Annotated in this window: 20 protein-coding genes; 15 read left to right on the plus strand and 5 right to left on the minus strand. The window is 30.8% G+C overall.

Translation table 11 applies throughout. The features are described 5' to 3' along the window. Nucleotides 1-11 precede the first annotated feature (11 nt). The 8 genes from hisA to B4J88_RS04850 all read left to right on the plus strand — a co-directional run bounded on the left by hisA (nt 12) and on the right by B4J88_RS04850 (nt 8,423). Nucleotides 12-725, plus strand: coding sequence for a 1-(5-phosphoribosyl)-5-[(5-phosphoribosylamino)methylideneamino]imidazole-4-carboxamide isomerase (gene hisA / locus B4J88_RS04815; protein WP_280036642.1), 714 nt, complete (start codon nt 12-14; stop codon nt 723-725). Nucleotide 726: 1 nt separating this feature from the next. Next, nucleotides 727-1,479, plus strand: a complete 753-nt coding sequence (gene hisF / locus B4J88_RS04820) for an imidazole glycerol phosphate synthase subunit HisF (RefSeq protein ID WP_125349874.1) — start codon at nt 727-729, stop codon at nt 1,477-1,479. Continuing rightward, on the plus strand, nt 1,476-2,105 hold the full coding sequence (gene hisIE / locus B4J88_RS04825; protein WP_291066630.1) for a bifunctional phosphoribosyl-AMP cyclohydrolase/phosphoribosyl-ATP diphosphatase HisIE: 630 nt from the start codon (nt 1,476-1,478) through the stop codon (nt 2,103-2,105). The genes hisF and hisIE overlap by 4 nt, the downstream gene beginning before the upstream one ends. Before the next feature lie 160 nt (nt 2,106-2,265). Further along, on the plus strand, nt 2,266-3,729 hold the full coding sequence (locus B4J88_RS04830; protein ID WP_291066632.1) for an ankyrin repeat domain-containing protein: 1,464 nt from the start codon (nt 2,266-2,268) through the stop codon (nt 3,727-3,729). 8 nt (nt 3,730-3,737) lie between these two features. Beyond that, nucleotides 3,738-4,229 (plus strand): DUF2271 domain-containing protein, encoded by a 492-nt coding sequence (locus B4J88_RS04835; RefSeq protein ID WP_125349871.1) that lies wholly within the window; start codon nt 3,738-3,740, stop codon nt 4,227-4,229. A 1-nt stretch (nt 4,230) separates the two neighbouring features. Further along, entirely contained in the window at nt 4,231-6,420 is a 2,190-nt protein-coding gene (locus B4J88_RS04840) for a PepSY domain-containing protein (protein WP_286495328.1), read from the plus strand. A 128-nt stretch (nt 6,421-6,548) separates the two neighbouring features. Then, nucleotides 6,549-7,553 (plus strand): FAD:protein FMN transferase, encoded by a 1,005-nt coding sequence (locus B4J88_RS04845; protein ID WP_219033868.1) that lies wholly within the window; start codon nt 6,549-6,551, stop codon nt 7,551-7,553. Nucleotides 7,554-7,811: 258 nt separating this feature from the next. Further along, nucleotides 7,812-8,423 carry a class I SAM-dependent methyltransferase gene (locus B4J88_RS04850; RefSeq protein ID WP_291066634.1) on the plus strand — a complete coding sequence of 204 codons (612 nt, stop codon included), beginning with the start codon at nt 7,812-7,814 and terminating at the stop codon, nt 8,421-8,423. A 125-nt stretch (nt 8,424-8,548) separates the two neighbouring features. On the opposite strand, the gene B4J88_RS04855 is transcribed toward B4J88_RS04850, so the two are convergent. From B4J88_RS04855 to B4J88_RS04865, 3 genes are all read right to left on the minus strand, one after another. Continuing rightward, nucleotides 8,549-10,123, minus strand: coding sequence for a S41 family peptidase (locus B4J88_RS04855; protein WP_291066636.1), 1,575 nt, complete (start codon nt 10,121-10,123; stop codon nt 8,549-8,551). Nucleotides 10,124-10,156: 33 nt separating this feature from the next. Continuing rightward, entirely contained in the window at nt 10,157-10,756 is a 600-nt protein-coding gene (locus B4J88_RS04860) for an HD domain-containing protein (RefSeq protein WP_291066638.1), read from the minus strand. An 84-nt stretch (nt 10,757-10,840) separates the two neighbouring features. Continuing rightward, the gene (locus tag B4J88_RS04865) at nt 10,841-12,919 is read right to left on the minus strand and encodes a S8/S53 family peptidase (protein WP_286495331.1); all 2,079 of its coding nucleotides are present in this window, start codon (nt 12,917-12,919) and stop codon (nt 10,841-10,843) included. Nucleotides 12,920-13,244: 325 nt separating this feature from the next. Here B4J88_RS04865 and B4J88_RS04870 point away from each other — a divergent pair, with 325 nt between their 5' ends. From B4J88_RS04870 to B4J88_RS04895, 6 genes are all read left to right on the plus strand, one after another. Next, nucleotides 13,245-13,772, plus strand: a complete 528-nt coding sequence (locus B4J88_RS04870) for a 30S ribosomal protein S16 (protein WP_180905332.1) — start codon at nt 13,245-13,247, stop codon at nt 13,770-13,772. A 24-nt stretch (nt 13,773-13,796) separates the two neighbouring features. Continuing rightward, nucleotides 13,797-14,321 (plus strand): ribosome maturation factor RimM, encoded by a 525-nt coding sequence (gene rimM, locus B4J88_RS04875; protein ID WP_280049017.1) that lies wholly within the window; start codon nt 13,797-13,799, stop codon nt 14,319-14,321. Nucleotides 14,322-14,450: 129 nt separating this feature from the next. Further along, the gene (locus tag B4J88_RS04880) at nt 14,451-16,133 is read left to right on the plus strand and encodes a glutamine--tRNA ligase/YqeY domain fusion protein (protein ID WP_125349536.1); all 1,683 of its coding nucleotides are present in this window, start codon (nt 14,451-14,453) and stop codon (nt 16,131-16,133) included. Between the two features lie 91 nt (nt 16,134-16,224). Then, on the plus strand, nt 16,225-16,923 hold the full coding sequence (radC, locus tag B4J88_RS04885) for a RadC family protein (protein WP_219033875.1): 699 nt from the start codon (nt 16,225-16,227) through the stop codon (nt 16,921-16,923). Nucleotides 16,924-16,950: 27 nt separating this feature from the next. After that, nucleotides 16,951-18,180 carry a polysaccharide deacetylase family protein gene (locus B4J88_RS04890; RefSeq protein WP_125349538.1) on the plus strand — a complete coding sequence of 410 codons (1,230 nt, stop codon included), beginning with the start codon at nt 16,951-16,953 and terminating at the stop codon, nt 18,178-18,180. Then, nucleotides 18,177-19,064 (plus strand): hypothetical protein, encoded by an 888-nt coding sequence (locus B4J88_RS04895; RefSeq protein WP_291066641.1) that lies wholly within the window; start codon nt 18,177-18,179, stop codon nt 19,062-19,064. Before B4J88_RS04890 ends, B4J88_RS04895 begins: the two co-directional genes overlap by 4 nt. Here the strand turns inward: B4J88_RS04895 and B4J88_RS04900 are convergent. After that, nucleotides 19,038-19,811, minus strand: coding sequence for a class I SAM-dependent methyltransferase (locus B4J88_RS04900; RefSeq protein ID WP_291066643.1), 774 nt, complete (start codon nt 19,809-19,811; stop codon nt 19,038-19,040). The two genes, B4J88_RS04895 and B4J88_RS04900, sit on opposite strands and share 27 nt — an antisense overlap. A 28-nt stretch (nt 19,812-19,839) precedes the next feature. On the opposite strand from B4J88_RS04900, the gene B4J88_RS04905 reads away from it, so the two are divergent. Continuing rightward, complete coding sequence (locus tag B4J88_RS04905; protein ID WP_291066645.1) at nt 19,840-20,715, plus strand: polysaccharide deacetylase family protein; 876 nt, start codon at nt 19,840-19,842, stop codon at nt 20,713-20,715. On the opposite strand, the gene B4J88_RS04910 is transcribed toward B4J88_RS04905, so the two are convergent. After that, the gene (locus B4J88_RS04910; protein ID WP_125349542.1) at nt 20,712-21,515 is read right to left on the minus strand and encodes a class I SAM-dependent methyltransferase; all 804 of its coding nucleotides are present in this window, start codon (nt 21,513-21,515) and stop codon (nt 20,712-20,714) included. The genes B4J88_RS04905 and B4J88_RS04910 overlap by 4 nt on opposite strands. Nucleotide 21,516 lies beyond the last annotated feature (1 nt).

The raw sequence follows: 21,516 nt of genomic DNA on the forward strand, positions 1-21,516 counted from the left end.
ACATAACAGTTATGAGAATCATCCCAGCTATAGATATTATCGACGGAAAATGCGTTCGATTGTCACAAGGCGATTATGATACAAAAAAAATATACAACGAAAATCCGTTGGAAGTTGCAAAAGAATTCGAGGATTACGGTATCGAATATTTGCACTTGGTAGATTTAGATGGAGCTAAATCAAAAGAAATCATTAATTATAAAACGTTAGAATTAATTGCTTCTAAAACCAATTTAAAAGTTGATTTTGGAGGTGGAATTAAGGCAGATCAAGATATTAGAATTGCTTTTGAATGTGGCGCAAACCAAATTACTGGAGGAAGTATTGCGGTTCAAAATCCAACATTATTTCAAGAATGGATTTCACAGTATGGAAGCGATAAAATCATTTTAGGCGCGGATGCTAAAGATCGAAAAATAGCAACACATGGTTGGTTAGAAACTTCAGAAGTAGATGTGATAGATTTTATCAAAGAATATAAAACCAAAGGAATTGATTATGTGATTTGTACAGACATCGCGAAAGACGGAATGTTAGAAGGAACTTCAAACGAATTATATGCAGAAATTTTAGCGACTTCGGAGGTCAAATTAATTGCTTCTGGCGGCGTTTCTTCAATCGATGATCTAATCAAAATAAAAGAATTAGGTTGTGAAGGAGCAATTCTTGGAAAAGCGATTTACGAAGGGAGAATTCAGTTGAAAGACTTAAAACAATTGTACTAATATGCTGAAGAAAAGAATCATACCATGTCTCGACATCAAAGATGGACGAACGGTAAAAGGTGTTAATTTCGTGGGCTTACGCGATGCGGGAGATCCAGTGGAATTAGCAAAAAAATATGTAGAAGAAGGTGCTGATGAATTAGTCTTTTTGGATATCACAGCGACTTTAGAAAAACGTAAAACCTTAGCTGAAATGGTTGAAAAAATTGCTTCAGCTATTAATATTCCGTTTACAGTTGGTGGCGGAATTAATTCTGTGGAAGATGCTTCGGCGGTCATCAAAGCTGGTGCAGATAAAGTTTCCGTTAATTCTTCGGCTGTCAAAAATCCTCAATTAATTGCAGATTTAGCAGCTCGATTTGGATCGCAATGTGTAGTCGTTGCAGTAGATACTCGCGATGTAAATGGAACACAAAAAGTTTTCGTAAGCGGTGGAAAAATTGAAACCGAATGGGAAACGTTAGATTGGGTCAAAAAAGTAGAAGAATTAGGCGCTGGCGAGATTCTGTTAACGTCTATGGATGGCGATGGAACAAAAGCTGGTTTCAAAATTGATATTACAAAAGCGGTTGCTGATGCTGTAAATCTTCCAGTAATTGCTTCTGGTGGAGCAGGAAAAATGGAGCATTTTACAGAAATTTTTACCCAAACCAAAGCAAGTGGTGGATTGGCTGCAAGTATTTTTCACTTTGGTGAAATTCCAATTCCAACACTTAAAAGTTATTTAAAAGAACAAAATATTCCGATACGATGAACATCGATTTCAATAAAAGTAACGACGGATTAGTTCCCGTTATTATTCAAAATTATCTTAACAACAAGGTTCTGATGTTAGGTTACATGAACGAAGAAGCTTTTAACAAAACCCAAGAAATTAGAAAAGTGACCTTTTATTCTCGTTCAAAAAATAGATTATGGACAAAAGGTGAAGAATCAGGCAACTTTTTGGAAGTAAAATCTATCGCAGTTGATTGCGACAACGATACAGTTTTAATCAAAGCAAAACCTTTTGGACCAACTTGTCATACGGGTTCTACGACTTGTTTTAAAGAAGAAACAAATCATGGATTTGTATATGAATTGGAACAAACCATTAACGATAGAATTGATTTAGACAATGATCCAGATTCGTATACCAATAAATTATTCAAAAGAGGAATCAATAAAGTTGCGCAAAAAGTAGGTGAAGAAGCAGTCGAATTGGTAATTGAAGCCAAAGACAACAACGATGATTTATTTATTAATGAAGCCGCGGATTTAATGTATCATTATTTAATTTTATTAAAAGCCAAAGGTTTCAAATTAGAAGATGTTGAAAACATTTTGAAATCAAGAGAAAACCGTCCAAGACGAGCTGAATTAAGTCGTTTAGAAATATAAAAGATTGCAGATTAGCAATCTTTTTTGTTTTCAAAAAACTGATGTTTAGCAGAATTAGCCAAATTTATTTGATTTAATTAGAATTAATATAAATAAAAATAATACTTTTGAAATCAAATTAAAATTAGTCTAAATAATCATTACAATATATTCTATTCATATGAAAAAATTATTCATTTCTGCTGCTATCCTTGTCGCTTCATTTATTCAAGCTCAAACGAACACGTTGATGGACGCTGGTTTTTGGAAAAATAATCCTACAATAGAAACTGTAAAAACTGAAATTTCGAAAGGAAATAGTCCTTCTTTTCAAAATGGTGGTTTCTTTGATCCAGTTGTAGTAGCGATTAACAACAAAGCAGATTTTAATGTGACTAAATTTTTAATTGAACAAGAAGGAAATTCTGTTGATAAAAAAACGCATCACTCAAGAATTTATCTTCAATGGGCTGCTGCTGCGGGGAATTTAGAATTAGTAAATTATTTATTAGCCAAAGGTTCTGATGTTCATTACAAAGATAGCCATGGTTACGATGTGATTACATATGCAGCAAGTGCTGGAAATCAGAATATCGCAGTTTACGATGCGTTGATTAAAGCTGGTGCCAATCCAAAAGTTAAAGGAGAAGATGGTTCAAACTTAATCATGCAAGCGATTGCGAATGATGATGATTTAAAAGTTACAGAATATTTTATTTCAAAAGGTTTATCATTAAGTGATAAAGACGCTAATGGACGTACTGTAGCAGATTATGCTGCAAAATTAGGAAACTTATCAATCATAGATAAATTAATCGCGAAAGGAATTAAACCTACTGATCAAGCTTTATTTTTTGCCACACAAGGTTCGAGAACAAAAGAAAATGGCGTAGAAGTTTTCCAAGAATTAATTACAAAATATAAATTAAATCCGAAAGCGTTAAATCCAGACGGACAAACATTATTACACGCTTTGTCTCGCAGGGGAAACTCAGAAACAATCAACTTTATCTTATCAAAAGGTGTTGATGCTAAAATTGCTGATAAAGAAGGAAACACTGCATTAATGGTTGCTGCTGGAGGAAAAAATACAGATTTAATCAATACATTTTTATCAAAAGCAAACAATGTAAATGCGGTTAATAAAAATGGTGAGTCAGCTTTAACAAAAGCTGTTGCTTCTGGAACATCTCAAATCGTTTCTTTATTGTTAGAAAAAGGCGCTAAAGCTGATATTGTAGATAAAGATGGAAATAATTTGGCTTATTATTGGTTCAATTCTTTCAAACCAAATGATGAATCATTCGCAGAAAAACAAGCTTTATTAACAAATGCAAAAGTTGATTTTAAAGCTACTCAAAGCAAAGGTGCAACTTTGTTACACATCGCTGTTGATAAAGGAAATGTAAATTTGGTGAAAAAAGCGATTGAATTAGGTGTGAATCTTAATACACAAGATGAAGACGGAAATACAGCTTTACACAAAGCAGCTTTGATTGCGAAAGATGATGCAACCTTAAAAACTTTGGTTGCTGCTGGAGCGAAAAAAGATATTAAAACAGAATTTGACGAAACAGCTTATGATTTGGCTGGAGAAAACGAATTCTTAAAGAAAAATAATGTGTCTATTGACTTTTTAAAATAATGAAGGAGATGAAATTTAACTTAATCAAAAAATTAGTTGGATTAGTTGTAATCTTAATGGCAACTGCCACTTTTGCACAAACAACAAAATACAAAACAATGATTCAGATGAATAATTACACGGGAAAAGAAGCCTATGTAGTGATTTCATTAATCAATCCAAAAGGACAATACGAAAAAACTTTAGGTGTTTTGGGAACAGATAACGAGTGGTATAACACGTTAAAAGAATGGCACAAATTCAATAGTAAAAAGAAAGAAAAATTAAACGGAATCACAGGTGCTTCAGTTGCTGGAGGAGCGAGAGCGACACGTGTCATCGAGTTTGATACTGCAAAATTGAATAAAGGATACAAATTACGTTTTGAATCTGCTGTAGAAACTCAAAAATACGTCGCAAAAGATGCTGAAGTTGCATTAAATTCTTCGGATTTAGACAACAAAGCAGGTATCAAAGGTTCAGTTTATATTAAAGCCGTACGTTTTATAAAAGTTCAATAAAATGACATTATCTATTTGGAGATATGCGCATTTGAGTCTTGCAATTTTATCTTCAGCATTTTTAGTTATTCTATCTATCACAGGAGTAATTTTGGCTGTTGATGCAATAAACGAAAAATCGCCCGCATACAAAGTAGAAAATTTCGATAACATAACACTCGCGCAAGTTTTACCAACTTTGCGCGAGCATTATTTTGAAATAATAGAAGTAAAAGTTGATCACAATGATTTTGTGACAATTGATGCGATGGACGAAGATGGAAATTCGATCAAATCTTACATTGATCCTACAACAGGAAAAAAGATTGGTGAGATTGTTCCAAAAAGTGATTTCATCAATTGGGTCACAGCCTTGCACCGTTCATTATTTCTAAAAGAAACAGGACGAGCAATTGTTGGTGTCGTATCTTTTTTATTGATGTTAATTTCAATAAGTGGATTAATCTTAATCGTAAAACGTCAACAAGGAATTCTAAATTTCTTTATAAAAGTTAACAAAGACTCCTTTTCACAATATTTTCATGTTGTAACTGGACGTTGGTTATTAATTCCAGTTTTAATCATTGCATTAACAGGAACATTGATTTTCTTAGCGCGATTAGAACCTTTAGTTGGTCAACCAAAAGAAATTGAGCATCAAGTCAAAGAAAATTTACAACCAAAAGATTTAAAAGACATTGAATTCTTCAAAAACACAAAATTAAGTAGTGTTGAAAAGATTGAATTTCCTTTTATTCCAGATGATGAAGCAGAACCATTTATCGTTCATTTAAGAAAAAAATCGGTTTCGGTTAATCAAGTAAATGGAGCGATTATTTCAGAATCGTTGAATCCTTATTCAGCAATTGTAGAAAAATTCAATATCGATTTACATACAGGTCGCACCAATGTTATTTGGGCAGCGATTTTAGGAATTGCTTCGCTTAACATTTTATTCTTTATTTGGTCAGGATTTGTAATTACGTTCAAACGTACAAAAACGAAAATTGGCAAAAATAAATATAAAGCCAACGAAGCTGAAATTATCCTTTTAGTTGGTTCAGAAAATGGTGCAACTGTTGGATTTGCTTCAAAAATTCAAGAGCAATTTTTAGCAAACGGAAAAAAATCATTCATTGCTCAGATGAATCAATATGAAATTTATCCAAAAGCAAAACAACTCATCATTTTTACCTCAACTTATGGAATTGGTGATGCGCCTGCGAATGCTAAGAAATTTGAACAATTAATCACACAATTTCCACAAAACCAATCCATCGAATTTTCTGTTGTAGGATTTGGATCAAGAGCATATTCAGATTATTGTGGCTATGCAGTTAAAGTTGACAAATGGTTGAATGATCAAAAATGGGCTACTCAATTATTGGATTTGAAAACAGTAAATGATAAATCGCCGGAAGAATTCACAAATTGGGTCATTGCATACAAAGAAACGACAGATATTCCGTTAGCAACAACGCCTGCGATGTATGTTGGAAAAGCACCAGAACTGAAAAATGTTAAGGTTATTTCTACCACTAAAATCACACAAGAAGATGCTACATTTAAAGTTATTTTAGATGTAAAAGAGAAATTCAAATCTGGAGATTTATTAGCAATTTATCCCGAAAGTGATCACAAAGAACGCTTATATTCGGTTGGAAAAGTAGATAATAAATTACAGTTAATTGTAAAATTGCATGAGTTTGGATTAGGTTCTCAATATTTATATAATTTGGTTCAAAATTCTACGATTAAAGCTCGAATTGTAAAAAATAAAGCCTTTAGATTTCCAAAAGCTTCAAAAGTTGTGATGATTGCAAACGGAACAGGAATTGCACCTTTTCTTGGGATGATTGATGAGAATTCAAAAAATATTGAAACGCATTTATACTGTGGTTTCAGACATGATAATGAAACAACAAAATCTTATCAAGAATTTGCTACGAAACAAATTTTTACGAATCATTTGAGTCAATTTCACATTGCATTTTCTCGTGAAGAAAATAAACAGTATGTGATGGATTTAGTCAATCGTGATGCTAAATTCTTTGCTGAAACATTACAAAATGGTGGAATTCTTATGATTTGTGGTGCTCTCACAATGCAACATGATGTAGAGAAAGTTTTGGAACAAATCTGTCAAGAACATTTGAATAAATCATTCGAAGAATTCAAAACAAATGGGCAATTTTTGACGGATTGTTACTAGAAAAATAATTTTGATGCAATCCTAAAACAAGTTCAGAATAACCTAATACCTGTCATACCGAGCTTGTCGAGGTATCTTTAAGCTTTATACTTTTCGATAAACTCAGAATAACAAATGAATAAACCAAAATGAAATTCATTCTAAAAAATATATTCACTTTTATACTATTGTATGTTCTAACTCCGATGAATGCTCAAACGGTTGGAGTTAGAGATACAATTTTAATGGGAAGTAAATTCAAAATTACATTGGTTGATTCCGATTCTATTTCCGTTGAAAAAAACATCAATAAAGCAATTGATGAAATGATTAGAATTGAGAATTTGATTTCTGACTGGAAACCAACTTCGCAAGTTTCTCTTGTCAATCAAAATGCAGGAATAAAGGCGATAAAAGTAGATCGAGAAGTTTTTGACTTAACAAAGCGTGCGATTTATTTTTCGCAACTAACCGATGGTGCTTTTGACATTAGCTTTGCGGCAATGGACAAAATATGGAAATTTGATGGTTCAATGGAAAAGATTCCAACTCAGGAAGAGATTTCAAAAGCCATCGAAAAAATCGGTTATCAAAACATTATTTTAGATGAAGAAAATTCAACAATATTCTTAAAAAAAGCTGGAATGAAAATCGGTTTTGGTTCAACAGGAAAAGGTTATGCAGCACAAAAAGCACGAACTTTCATGCAAGACTTAGGAATACAAGCGGGTATAATTGATGCTTCTGGTGATATGACAACTTGGGGAAATCAACCAAATGGAGAACCTTGGAAAATTGGAATTACAAATCCATTTAATCGACATAAAATGTTGGATATTCTCTCAATGAAAAATGCTGCTGTTACGACTTCTGGTGATTACGAAAAATTTATTTTGATTGATGAAGTTCGCTATTCACACATTATTAATCCCAAAACTGGTTATCCTTCAACAGGATTAACAGGGGTTACAGTTATTGGGACGGATGCTGAAATGTGTAATGGTTTTAGCACTTCTATCATGGTTTTAGGAAAAGAAAAAGGATTGAATTTTATCAATCAACAAAAAGATTACGCTGCTCTTTTGATTACAGATAAAGGAAAAATTATTCGTTCAAAAAACTACAAGAAGATTAAACGAAAACTTGAGAAATAACACTTAAAAATGGTGATTTAGATATGCAGTTTCAACGTAAAAATGCTCCTTACAAAGAAGTTTCTGAATCAATTTTATTTATCCAAAACAGCACTTTCGCAATATCAATAATTTAGCTTAAATTATTTAAGTGTATAATAACCATTATATTTAGTAAAAGGTGTTTTTTATAGAAAAAATAGACTCAGTTCTGTAATTTTTGTTATGCTTCATTTTAAATAAAAAGTCGAAATTGCACCTAAACAAAATACAAAAGCTATGAACGACAATAAAAAATCTCATTGGGAACATATATACGAAGTAAAAACTCCAGAAGAAGTGAGTTGGACACAAGAAAAACCAGAAACTTCTTTAAATTTTATTCATTCTTTTGGAGCTGATAAAACAGCTAAAATTATTGATATTGGTGGTGGAGATAGTAAGTTGGTCGATTTTTTATTGGAAGAAGGATATGAAAATATTTCTGTTTTGGATATTTCTGCAAACGCGTTGGAAAGAGCAAAAAAGCGTTTAGGAAATAATGCAGAAAAAGTAACTTGGATTGTTGCTGATATCACCGAATTTGAACCTACAGAACAATACGATATTTGGCACGATAGAGCAGTTTTTCATTTTTTAATAGAAGAAAATGACATCAAAAAGTACCAAAATTTGGTCTCGAAAGCTGTAAAAGGAAAAATGGTTATTGGAACTTTTTCGACAAATGGACCATTAAAATGTAGTGGTTTGGAAATAAAACAAAATGATGAAACGTCGTTAACCTCAACTTTTGAAGCTAATTTTGAGAAAATAGAATGTTTTACAATTGATCATAAAACGCCATTTGATACGATTCAGAACTTTATTTTTTGTAGTTTCAACAAAAAATAAAATGCGTTAGGGATAGTAGTGGAAATCCTTTTTTGTAGACGCGGTGTCTACAAAAAAGATTGTAACGAATAGCCCGCTCAAACGCTAAAAATATAAAAATCATCTCCTTAATTCAGGAGATGATTTTATATTTTTAAAGCTTTATTGTATTCGATATTTCCTTTTTTAATATCATTTAAAATCCATTTCAGTTCAGCATCCGTACGCTTAATTTTATCTTGCAAATTAGGTTGAATAACTTGGTTTGGATAAACACCATGCGCCTGTTCATCTCGCTTTTCAATAGGAGAAAGATAAACTGTACCAACCGAAATTTTGAGTTTGGAATTGGGCAACGTAAATTTTGGCATCAACCCAGCAACCGTTCCATTAAAATCTCCTCCCGTTTCTTCACCTACAAAAAATGCTCGATTTTTTAGTTGAAGATTAGCCGAAATCAACGCCGAAGCAGAGTAAGAACCACCATTTATAATGACATACAAATTGTGGTGATACACGAGCTCTTTATCTATTTTGACATGCGAAAAAGGCATGTGCAATTCGTATTCATTTTTAGCATTTTTTGACGTCGAAAAATAAGTATAACCCGATCCCAACCAAAGCAACGGATAGGAATAAACGGGAAAAAGATTGTACAACGACTTGCCAAAAGAGGTTTTGTTCGCGACGATTTTTTCACCTAAAAATGCCTTGGAATCATCGACCAAATAAGCGTATAAATAGTGCGAATCTTTTAGGTAACCACCACCATTGTTGCGAAGATCAAGAACTAAATTTTGAACTTTATGATTCTTGATATCCGTAAAAACCTCTTTATATAGTTCGCGTATTTTTCCTTTCCTGAAATCAGTTACTTTTAACACCGCAATCGTACTGTCGTTCGTAGGAAAAGTCAAATCTTTGGAATAGGTTTTGGAACTTTTAGAATAGCCGTATTTCTTTTGTTTTATCCTAACTTTTCGCTCAACTTCTTTCTGCTCTTTTGTAATTTTTGGTAGTTCTGAAATCTTATCATTTTTAGGTTTTGGATAGGTACGAAATGTTTTTTTTCGGATGATTGAATTCCCCATTTTAAAAGTTAATTCAACCGAATCTTTAATTCCATTTTCTAAAGTAAAATAATTGAGAAAAGTTCGGTTAAAGACATTATCCGAAAAAGTTTGATTTTCACCATCTCCATAAATACTTTTTTTATATTTATCGTATAAATACTTTGTAGAAACACTATCTATATAAAGCAAAACTGAACCTTGATTAATCGGATTGATTTTACTGTAATCTGTCACTAAAAAAACTGAATCATTTTGCCAAAAAAAACTATAATCACTAAAAGCAGATTTAGATTCTTTGTATTTTTTTTCCTTGCTCTTTTCTAATCGTTTATATATCGGATAAATATCTGTATGACCATGTTCTAAACTTTCGAAAATCGGAAAAAACTTGACATAAAAATCATTTGGTTTCAATGGTTTATCAATTGACTTTTTAAGACTATCAAATTTATAATCAATTTGTTCTTGAGAATTATATAAATCTAATTTTGGATGATATCTTTTTAGTTTTTTATAAACAAAATCTACATCTTTTTTCAATTTATTCGCAGGAATCTCTTTATCAATATCTGCATTATATTTCTCGACAGAAGCACAACTGCATATCAATAAAAGTGACAAATAAATTAGAGTAAATTTTAGTTGCATTAAGGATAATTAAATGAATAATAAGTTACAATATTATTTTACTTCTTGATAAAATTTTTCGATAAAATTTTCCATATATTGATGACGTTTTAAAGCAATTTCTTTTGCTGTTTTGGTATTCATCAATTCTTTTAATCTAAATAATTTATCATAAAAATGTTGTACACTAGAAGCGTCTTTCGAATTATCGTATGGATTATACAAAATATTACCAACACTTCCGCCATATGCAAAACAACGCGCAATACCAACCGCTCCAATCGCATCTAAACGATCAGCATCTTGCACAATTTCAGCCTCGATAGTTGTTGGTTTATTTCCTTTGCTAAATGAAACTTGCGAAACAATTTCCAATACTTTCTGAATAGATGTTTCTTCTACATAAATTGATTCTAAAAATTTTCTAATTAATTCCTCCGATTTATCAACTCCATTATGTAATTTATAATCACCAATATCATGTGTCCAAGCTGCTAATTCGACCAAAAAAGAATCTGCATTTTCAGTTTCTAAAATCTTCTTCGCATTTGTCACCACACGTTCTATGTGAAAATAATCGTGTCCTGTTCCTTCATCTAAAAAAGTTTTTTTGATATAAGCTTGTGTTTGAGTAAGTATTTCTTGTTTGTTCATTTTTTAATAATCTATTTCACGCTAAAATAAAAAACTTCAATAACAATGTTATTGAAGTTTTAAATTAATAGAAAAAATACTGTTCTATTGTTTTACAATTTTCTTAGAAACCGATTGTTTATCTGTTTTGATATTAATAATATAAACACCTGTCGGTAAATTTGAAATATTAATTTGTTTCTTATCCGAAGACGAAACTTTTTTTCCGGTCATATCAAAAATATCTACAACTGTTATTTTTTCAGTTGTCTGTACATTTACAATATCTTTTGCTAATGTTGGATAAACAGAAATCGATTTATCAACAGCTAACTCATCTGTATTAAGAGCTCCAGTTGTTCTACCTGTTATCAATACAGTAACATCCTGATTCTTTTTAACTCCTGCGTTATCTATTAAATTTCCTTTATTTGAAATAATAACTTTATATTTTGCTCCTTTTGTTGGAGTCTTTATAAGAACTTGTTCATAATTATCTACTGTATTATCTCCTTTGATTGCAGGACCAGTAACATTATTTAAATCTAATTTCCATGGAAAATAAGTAACATTTGTAGAACTTTCTACTACTCTTAAATCAAAATCATTAATCAATCTTGAAGACTGATTATAAAATAAATCATTTATATTTTTAAAATAAGCTGCTTCTGGGTCTATCCAGGAAATACTTGCTTTCAAAGGTGTTCCATCGGAAGTTATTTCATACACTATATCTGTACCTGAAACTTTTGATTTTCTTTCAAACAATTTTGTATCATCTAATAAAACCTCTGCTGCTTTTTTAGTATTTAATAATCCCCAACCAAAATAAATATCTGGTCCATCATTATCTCCAGCCTCATCAGCAGTATGTAAAAGTAGTGTTTTAGCTTCATCTCCAAAAAAAGTAAATGTAGAATTATTATTTACTAATCTTTGTAACTGAGTCAACATTCCCATTGCCCCCGTCACAATTGGTGCAGAAAAAGATGTACCACTTCCTATAATAAATACATTATTTTGTGTAGGATTTGATGAGTCATATGAAGGAGCAATCAAAGAATCTCCATAAGTAGAAATATCTGGTTTAATTGCTCCATCTTTACGAGGTCCAACACTTGAAAATGTTGCTCTATTATCTTTTGTTAATGTCGTAAATTTATAATCAGTAGTATTCGGTAATTTAACCGCTCCTACAACAATGATATTTTTAGCCAATGACCCCCAACCAATACAATATGCATCATTAATACAATTTTTTGAAGGTATTACTTCCGATGCAGTAAAAGGTGTCCAAATCCCATCTTTGTATTGGAATTTTGGATTAGTATCAGAGGCATCTGGTCCCGAACCATAATAATTACCTGCTGATTTAACAACAATATAATTTGGATTATTATAAACCGTCTTGTCAAAATCAGCATCAGAACTATAATAAGATCCACTCAAAGTAGCACTGGCGTCCTTAACTAAATCTTGATAATTTGTCATATTAAAATACCATCCAGGACCTAATTTATCTGTCTTAGAATAATAATTATCCCATCCTAAATTTACACCATAAGAATGATTAGATAAATTTTCTTTTGCATTTAAAAGCTTCTGTATATTGTTTCCATTTGTTGTTGTATTAAAACTGCTATTTTTTATTTTAGCTTTTGTTAATACTCCTTTAGCTGCATATTGTGGGTATCCATTAAATGAAGCTCTACCTTCGGCTGCAATAAAACCTGATACAGAAGTTGCATGATCAGATATTGCAGTTGCTCCATTTTCGGTATCAAATAATCTGCTTGAATTTCCATAATCAAGATCTCTAAACTCAATATGTGTTCCTAGCGCTGCCCCTCCGTCCATTACTAGTACACTAACATCTTTCCCATTCAAAACAAAACCATTAATACCTTCATTTTGTAACTCAGTAATACCCGCTCCTGTATTTGCTCTAATATCATCAGTTTGGTAAAAAAAAGGTGAATCTTCTATAAAACCTGCGAGATTAGAAATTCCTTTTGATTGATCTACAATTACAGATTTAGCATTCTTATTCTGTAGACTATTAAACTTCTGTTCATTCTTTAATTGCTGCTCTTCCAGTTTTTTATAAAAAATCGCATTATTATCCTGCGCAAAAGAAGCTGACAATCCAAATAATGTAAATAATAAAATAAATGTTTTCTTCATACTATGTTTATTTATGTAATTTTATTCACTAATTATTGAAGGAGTTATTGTTGAATCTCTTATAATTAGTGTATCATTAATTTTAATATGGTCATCATTAATAATCACCGAGTCTATATCATTTTTCTTATTAAGCTCAGTAGAATTGGTCTTACATGACAATAATAATGTAAGTATCATTAATGTTAAATATTTCATGAAATTGATTTATATAAAATTAGAATTAATATCTGAATACTAATTCTAATTCATATTATTATTTTTTTGTATATTTGCACCTCAAATTTGTAAAACGGGACGAGTTCCCAAAATAATTAGTTATACTATGGCTACAAGAATTAGATTACAAAGACATGGTCGTAAAGGAAAACCATTCTTTCACATCGTAGTTGCTGACTCAAGAGCAAAACGTGATGGTCGTTTCATCGAAAAATTAGGTACTTACAACCCAATTACTAACCCTGCAACTGTAGAATTAAATGTTGATTCTGCTGTAAAATGGTTACAAACTGGTGCTGAGCCAACTAATACTGCTAAAGCTTTATTATCTTACAAAGGTGCTTTTATGAAAAAACACTTATTAGGTGGTGTTGCTAAAGGTGCGTTTTCTCAAGAAGAAGCTGACAAACGTTTCGACGCTTGGTTAGAAGCTAAAGGTGAAAAAGTTCAAGCTAAAAAAGACGGTTTAACTTCAGGTGCTGCTGCTGCTAAAGCTGCTGCATTAGAAGCTGAAAAAGCTGTTAATGAAGCTCGTGTAAAAGCTGCTCAGGAAGCTGAAGCTGCTGCACAAGTTGAAGAAACTCCTGCTGAAGAAGCAGAAGGTACAACTGAAGAAGTTGCTACAGAAGAATAATTTTTAAGTTCAGAGACGTTCCAAATGACAAAAAATGATTGCTACTATTTAGGTAAAGTTACAAAGAGACATGGTTTCAAAGGTAATTTAATCATTCACTTGGATACAGACGAACCAGAATTATACGATACTTTGGAAGCAGTGTTCATCGAGCAAGATGGTACACTGGTTCCATTTTTTTTCGAAACTTCTCAGCCTTATCAAGGCACAAAATTATTAGTAAAATTTGAAGATGTTGAAGACGAAGATGTCGACAAATTAATCAATCGCGAACTTTATTTACCTCTAAAATCATTACCAGAACTTTCTGGAACAGATTTTTATTACCACGAAATTGTTGGTTTCACGATTTATGATCAAACAAATACAGAAGTTGGAACGATAAAATCTGTTAACGATTCTGCTGCACAAGCTTATTTTGAAGTAGATGCAAACGGAAAAGAAATCTTAATCCCGATGATTGATGAGTGGATCTTAGAAGTTAATCGTAACGAAAAAGCAATGCTTATCCAAATTCCAAACGGATTATTGGAAATTTATTTGGGGTAACTTATCCATTATAAATCATTTATTTACTTCTATTTTTTGATTGAATTTTTCTAATTGTAAAATCCGGAATTTTCGACATTATATTTATTGTCAATTTCGTACCTTTGCAAACTCAATCGTAATTAAAAAATGGAAGAAGAAAAAAAATCATTGAATTTTATTGAGCAAATCATCGAAGATGATTTAGCCAACGGGATGCCGAAAGAAAATTTACGTTTTCGTTTCCCACCAGAACCAAATGGTTATTTGCATATCGGGCATGCAAAAGCAATCTGCTTAAACTTCGGTTTAGGACAGCGTTACAATGCGCCTGTAAACTTACGTTTTGATGACACTAATCCTGACAAAGAAGAGCAAGAATTCGTAGATTCTATCCGCGAAGATGTGAAATGGTTAGGTTTCGAGTGGGCTGAAGAACGCTATGCTTCTGATTATTTCCAGCAGCTTTACGATTGGGCTGTTCAATTAATTAAAGAAGGAAAAGCGTACATCGACGACCAGTCTTCAGAAGTGATTAATGAACAACGTAAAACACCTTTTGAACCAGGAATTGAATCTCCTTATAGAAATCGTTCTGTTGAAGAAAATTTAGATCTTTTCGAACGAATGAAAGCGGGAGAATTTGAAGAAGGAACACATGTTTTACGTGCAAAAATAGACATGACTTCTCCTAATATGAACATGCGCGACCCTGTTATGTATCGTATTTTGAAACGTCCTCATCACCGTACTGGAGACACTTGGAAAATGTACCCAATGTACGATTGGACGCATGGAGAATCTGATTATATCGAAGGAATTTCACACTCATTATGTTCATTAGAATTCAAAAATCATCGCGATTTATACGAATGGTACGCGAACAATGTGGAACTACCAAATCAACCTCAAAAACCAAAACAACGCGAATTTGCTCGTGGTAATGTTTCGTACATGATTACAAGTAAACGTAAGTTGATGAAATTGGTTCAAGAAGAAGTTGTAACAGGTTGGGACGATCCACGTATGCCTACTATTTCAGGTTTGCGTCGTCGCGGTTATACGCCAGAATCGATTAAGAATTTTTGGAATACAGCCGGTGTTGCAAAACGTGATAATGTATTGGATATTTCGTTATTAGAATTCTCTGTTCGTGATCATTTAAATAAAATTGCTCCTCGTGTTTTTGCTGTTATTGATCCAGTGAAAGTGGTAATCGAAAATTATCCAGAAGGACAAGTGGAGGAATTAGAAATTGAGAATAATCCGGAAGATGAAACAGCTGGAACTCGTATCGTTCCTTTCACAAGAGAAATCTACATCGAACGTGAAGATTTTATGGAAGAAGCGCCTAAAAAATTCTTCCGTTTATCATTAGGAAACGAAGTTCGTTTGAAAGGTGCATATTTCATTAAAGCTGAAAGAGTAGAAAAAGATGCTGAAGGAAATATCACAACAATCTATGCAACTTACGATCCTGAAACGAAGTCTGGAAGTGGAACTGAAGCTTCTAAACGTAAAGTAAAAGGTACGTTGCATTGGGTTTCTGCAACAGAGAATATTCCGATCGAAGTTCGAGAATATGATCGTTTATTTACAGTTGAATCTCCAGATGCAGAGAAAGATGTTGACTTTTTACAATTTGTCAATCCAAATTCTTTAACTGTAAAAGAAGGTTTTGCTGAGCCTGCTTTGAAAGAAGCCAAAGTGGAGGATAAATTCCAGTTTCAACGTATTGGATATTTTGCTTTAGATCGTGATTCTTCTACAGAAAAGTTAATTTTCAATAGAACAGTTACCCTTAAAGATACTTGGGCAAAAGTCAATAAATAAAAAAAACTATTTCATTAAATATCAAGCTCGAACAAATTTGTTCGAGCTTTTTTTATTATATTGTAAAATACAAAATCAATCCCTTATATAAATGGATTACTTAGAGAATAAAAATTCGATAAAAAACTGGAATGAAGATGATCGTCCTCGCGAAAAATTAGCTTTAAAAGGACGTTCATCGCTTTCTGACGCAGAATTGTTAGCGATTATCATGGGAAGCGGAAATCGTGAAGAATCGGCTGTAGAATTGGCAAAACGAATCTTAAATTCTGCGAACAATAATTGGAATGAATTAGCTAAATATTCAATTGTAGATTTATGCAAATTCAAAGGAGTTGGAGAAGCAAAAGCAATTTCGATAATCACTGCAATGGAAATTGGAAGAAGACGAAATTCGCAAGAGATTTTAGAACGCGACAAAATTACTTCAAGCAAAGACGCAGCCATAATTTTACAACAACAAATTGGTGATTTACCAAACGAAGAATTTTGGGTAATGTTTCTCAATCAAGGAAATCGAATCATTAAAACTGAGCAAATTTCACGAGGTGGAATTAATCAAACCGCTGTCGATATTCGAGTAATTTTTAAACGTGCCTTAGAGTTAATGGCAACTGGAATGATACTTTCTCACAATCATCCTTCTGGAAATCTTACTCCAAGTCAGTCTGATATACACATTACTCGAAAAATAAAAGAAGGTGCCACTCTTTTAGATATTCAAGTTTTAGATCACATTATTGTTTCTCAAAAAGATTTTTATTCATTTGCGGATGATGGTCTAATTTGATATCTTTAAGCTTTATTGAAAACTATTTTGAGTCAAAAAATCATCATATTTACAGAAAAAATAACGAATCGAATTGAATATATTTTCGATTTTATTTTTCATAATTTTTCTGGAATTGACTACAAAACGACTACAGATTTTGATGAGTTTTCACAATCAATTTTACCAAAAATCAACTTTTCAAATCAATTTTTAGAAAATGAAATCAATTATAAAGTTGATGATATTTTATTGGAAACTACCATTCAAGAAAATGTTGATTATTCAATTTTAAACGAATTTGGGAAATGTTTTTATTGGCTTTCTCGTTATGAAGAATACATTGCAAAACCAGAAAAATTTGATAAACACAATCGTTTTTTAGGTTCGGATTTAGATTATTCGAAACCAATTGTAGATGAAATTTGTATTGAAATTCAAAAAAAGATAAAGTCTAAATTTCCTGAAATTTATTTTAAACAGAGAGTTTTCAAACAGATTAATACTCATGACGTAGATTATGCATGGAAATATCTTCATCATTCTCCTAAAATAAAATTTGGTTCACTTTCAAAGAAAATTTTAAAAGGTGATTTCAAAGAATTTCAGAATCAAATCAAAATTTTAAATCAGCAAAAAAAAGATCCTTACGATACATTTGATTATTTGAAAGTTTTAGCTGAAAAACATCAAATCGAAACAGTTTTCTTTTGGTTATTGGGCGATTATTCTACTTTCGATAAAAATCATCATTGGAAAAATAATGCTCAAAAAAATTTAATAAATAACATTTCAACTTGGGCAAAAATTGGAATTCACCCTTCTTATCAATCTAATTTTGATGAAAATAAATTAACAATTGAAATTAATCGATTAGAAAAAATTAGCAATCAACCGATAAAAAAATCACGTCAACATTTCATTAAATTGAATTTCCCTTACACTTATCAACAATTGTTAATAAATGAAATTTTGGAAGATTACACCATGGGATTCCCACATCAATTAGGCTTTAGAGCTGGAACATCTACTCCATTCAAATGGTTTGACTTATCAAGAAATCAACAAACATTGTTAAAAATATATCCTTTTGTCGCAATGGATGTTACATTGAAAAATTATTTAAAATTAACACCGCAACAAGCTTTAGAGGAAATAAAACGATTGAAACAAACAATTAAAGCCACAAACGGAACGTTTATAACATTATTCCACCAATCAAACTTGAACGAAGATTGGACTGAATGGCGAAAAGTTTACGAAAGTATTTTTAAATGATAAAAAGAGTTTCTCGAAAAAAATTAGATGTTAATAAATATACCGAATGTCTCAACAAATCGGTGAATTACCGCATTTATGCCGAAGTTTTTTATTTGGATGCTTTAGTTGAAAACAATTGGGATTGTTATGTTTTGAACGATTATGAAGCCATAATGCCTTTGCCATATACAAAAAAAATTGGTATAAAATTTATTACACAACCAATTTATTGTCAACAATTAGGAGTTTTTCATCAAGAAAATTTCTCAAAAGAAACTTTTCAACTTTTTGAGAAAAAACTACATCGAAATTTAGTGAGAGCTTATGCTTTTAATGAGGAAAATACAGAGATGTTTGAACCGAAGGGACAGAAAAAGGTTAATTATATTTTAGATTTGAATCAAGATTATGAAATTTTATTTTCAAATTACAGTAGAAATAGAAAAAATGAAATTCGTAAAGTAGAAAAATCCAATTATAACATTGAAAAAGTTACTCAATTAAATCGATTTTTCAAAATAAATTCATCTTATGAATATTTGATCGCAAATAATTTAATAAACTATTCGCAAGAAAAAATTCAAAGTTTATTTAATCAAAAAATTATTAATATTTATGAAATTTTTGATCAAGAAGAAAATTTAATTGGTTGTCAACTAATCATGATTTCTAAAAATCGAGTTTATAATTTTGCTTTTGCAAGAAATAAGAATTCAAAAAGTAATTTTGGATCAGCTTACATAATAGATTACATTATCAAAAACTTTTCTAATTCAGAATTAACACTTGATTTCGAAGGTTCTATAGTTCCTTCTATAGCCAAATTTATGCAAGACTTTGGTCCTATAGAAAAGCATTATACAAACTATTCTAATTTAGATTTTTTGACAAAGAAAAATTAATTCACGGTAACCATTTCCAACAGAAAGTTTCTTCGCTAAGTCATAATCAATTTTATTACGATAATCAATTTTTTCGATTAGCATATTATCACGTTTTAATCGTTCTTGAAAATCTTGCCCATGTAATCGTAATAAATCTTTTTCACCATAATTTTTTAATCGTTCTTCTTCCGTCTTAAGTTCAGCATTTTCAAACGTATTATTTATTGGATGAATAGGAGTTTGAATCAATGCTTTCCCTCCTTTTTTTAGAACTCGAAACAATTCATCAATCGCCTTTTTTTCATCAGGAATATGACCTAAAACATGACAACAAATAATATAATCAAATGTGTTATCAGGATAATTTATTGAAGTAATATCCATTTCTTCATCAGCAAGATTGATGTTAATATCTGCATTGACATAACGTAAATTATCGGTCTGTTTAAAAATATTTTTCAAAGCATCTTCTGGAGCAATATGCAATAATTTATTAGGTCTAGCCAATAAATCTGTTTCGTTTTTTATAAATTCTAACAAAACTCTTGTCCTTTCTAATGAACCGCAATTTGGACATTCAGCATTCTCTCGGTTATCTATACCGTTTGATTTATCCAAAAATTTAGAAAAAGATTCTTGACAACAATTGCAATAAAAATTATTTCCTTTCAGAAATAATCCATTCAATTTCTTCAAATTTTTTCTATTATTAATTCTTATCTTTTCAGAAAATAATTTTTTATAAAATGTTTTAATTGCATTCATTACTTACAAACGTTAAGACTGCTATTTTATGATATTAAATTTATTCAAAAAAAATATATTTCCTTTTTACCACACAGTTTCAGATAAACGATTAATTCATATCGATCAATTATATCCATTAAAATCTGTTGATCAATTTCAGCGTGAATTAGATTTTTTTCAGAAAAATTATATCAATATTTCTATGATTGAATTAATTGATTTGTACAAAAAAAATGGTTCTATTCCCCAAGAAAATTACTTTCATCTTAGTTTTGATGATGGTTTAAAAGAAAGTTACTCTATAATTGCTCCAATATTAAAAGAACGAAATTTAGATGCGACTTTTTTCATCAATCCAAATTTTATTGACAATCAAGAAATTTTTTATCGGTATAAAGTTGCCTTCATTTTAGAAAATATTATAGACGACAATCTTAAAAAAGAACTTTTAAATTATTCTATTCATGATCTTAAAAAAATTGATGAATTAATTAATGAACAAGAAATAAAACTAAATGAAGCTGAAATTTATTTGAATGAAGCTGAAATTAAAGCCTTAATTCATCAAGGATTTACAATTGGTGCACATTCGATGAATCATCCTTATTATCGCGATATTTCTTTTGAACAACAACTTTTAGAAACGAACGAAAGTTTAGATTTTATCCAACAAAAGTTTAATTTAGATTATCGAGTTTTTTCTTTTCCTTTTACAGATGACGGCGTTTCTAAAAACTTTTTTAATACTATAAAATCCGATTTTACATTTGGTACGGCAGGAATAAAAAACGATGAGATTTCAACAAATATTCAGCGACTTCCGATGGATAATTGTATTTCTAACCCAGCAATTTTTATAAAAAAGAATCGTTATAAATTTTATATTCAGAAACTACTACAGAAGCATGTTGTTTCTCATTAATTAATTTTTAAATCTATAGAAAAAATTCTCTTTGGATTATCGTAAAGTTTAAGAATATTTCCTTCATAATTCTTTGGTGTATAAATAGCACACATTGTATTTTCTACATGATATAGATTTTTATGAAATTGTTTAGGAACTCCTTTTATAATTGCATTCAATATTTCAAAACGTATCTTTTCTGGCGAGAATGCATAATCATGCCAAATAACGATAGAGTTTTCATGAATCAGATGTTCAAAAACATTTTTTGTATCCGAAACTACAAAATCAAAACGATGATTTCCATCGATAAAAATTACATCAAATTTTTTATTCAATCCTGAAAAATCAAATTTAGTCGAGTCTCCTAAATGTTGTTTTATTTTAGATTTATCTTTTATAAAAAAACCATGTGCATTTTCATAATCTTGTGAAAAGTTATACGTTTTATAATCCTTTGTATCTAAATCTAACGTATTCAAATCATCAGCAACATCAATCAAATTAACAATACTTTCTCCTCTCCAAGTTCCAATTTCGAAATATTTACATTGTTCAAATTCTTTACACGCATTTTTCAGCAGTAATAAATCTGTAATCAAAGAACCGCCATCTAAAAAAGCAACTGTATCTAATTTTCCGTCAAAATTTGGAAATAATTGATCTAAAGAAACTTGATTTAGTCCTTTCTTATAATGATTTGGCGTTTTCTTTTCCCAATTTTCATTTTGGTCAATGATAATATTTAATAACCAAGGATTCTTACAAATTTGAAAAAATCCATTTATAAATTTTGATATTTTTTTTGATAATGACATT

This window comes from Empedobacter sp. UBA5036, assembly GCF_002415215.1.
GTDB lineage: Bacteria > Bacteroidota > Bacteroidia > Flavobacteriales > Weeksellaceae > Empedobacter > Empedobacter falsenii_B.

Bases quoted from the DNA above. Each gene is read 5' to 3' on its own strand.
- hisA (WP_280036642.1), top strand. From the start codon at position 12: ATGAGAATCATCCCAGCTATAGATATTATCGACGGAAAATGCGTTCGA.
- hisF (WP_125349874.1), top strand. From the start codon at position 727: ATGCTGAAGAAAAGAATCATACCATGTCTCGACATCAAAGATGGACGA.
- hisIE (WP_291066630.1), top strand. From the start codon at position 1,476: ATGAACATCGATTTCAATAAAAGTAACGACGGATTAGTTCCCGTTATT.
- B4J88_RS04830 (WP_291066632.1), top strand. From the start codon at position 2,266: ATGAAAAAATTATTCATTTCTGCTGCTATCCTTGTCGCTTCATTTATT.
- B4J88_RS04835 (WP_125349871.1), top strand. From the start codon at position 3,738: ATGAAATTTAACTTAATCAAAAAATTAGTTGGATTAGTTGTAATCTTA.
- B4J88_RS04840 (WP_286495328.1), top strand. From the start codon at position 4,231: ATGACATTATCTATTTGGAGATATGCGCATTTGAGTCTTGCAATTTTA.
- B4J88_RS04845 (WP_219033868.1), top strand. From the start codon at position 6,549: ATGAAATTCATTCTAAAAAATATATTCACTTTTATACTATTGTATGTT.
- B4J88_RS04850 (WP_291066634.1), top strand. From the start codon at position 7,812: ATGAACGACAATAAAAAATCTCATTGGGAACATATATACGAAGTAAAA.
- B4J88_RS04855 (WP_291066636.1), bottom strand. From the start codon at position 10,123: ATGCAACTAAAATTTACTCTAATTTATTTGTCACTTTTATTGATATGC.
- B4J88_RS04860 (WP_291066638.1), bottom strand. From the start codon at position 10,756: ATGAACAAACAAGAAATACTTACTCAAACACAAGCTTATATCAAAAAA.
- B4J88_RS04865 (WP_286495331.1), bottom strand. From the start codon at position 12,919: ATGAAGAAAACATTTATTTTATTATTTACATTATTTGGATTGTCAGCT.
- B4J88_RS04870 (WP_180905332.1), top strand. From the start codon at position 13,245: ATGGCTACAAGAATTAGATTACAAAGACATGGTCGTAAAGGAAAACCA.
- rimM (WP_280049017.1), top strand. From the start codon at position 13,797: ATGACAAAAAATGATTGCTACTATTTAGGTAAAGTTACAAAGAGACAT.
- B4J88_RS04880 (WP_125349536.1), top strand. From the start codon at position 14,451: ATGGAAGAAGAAAAAAAATCATTGAATTTTATTGAGCAAATCATCGAA.
- radC (WP_219033875.1), top strand. From the start codon at position 16,225: ATGGATTACTTAGAGAATAAAAATTCGATAAAAAACTGGAATGAAGAT.
- B4J88_RS04895 (WP_291066641.1), top strand. From the start codon at position 18,177: ATGATAAAAAGAGTTTCTCGAAAAAAATTAGATGTTAATAAATATACC.
- B4J88_RS04900 (WP_291066643.1), bottom strand. From the start codon at position 19,811: ATGAATGCAATTAAAACATTTTATAAAAAATTATTTTCTGAAAAGATA.
- B4J88_RS04905 (WP_291066645.1), top strand. From the start codon at position 19,840: ATGATATTAAATTTATTCAAAAAAAATATATTTCCTTTTTACCACACA.
- B4J88_RS04910 (WP_125349542.1), bottom strand. From the start codon at position 21,515: ATGTCATTATCAAAAAAAATATCAAAATTTATAAATGGATTTTTTCAA.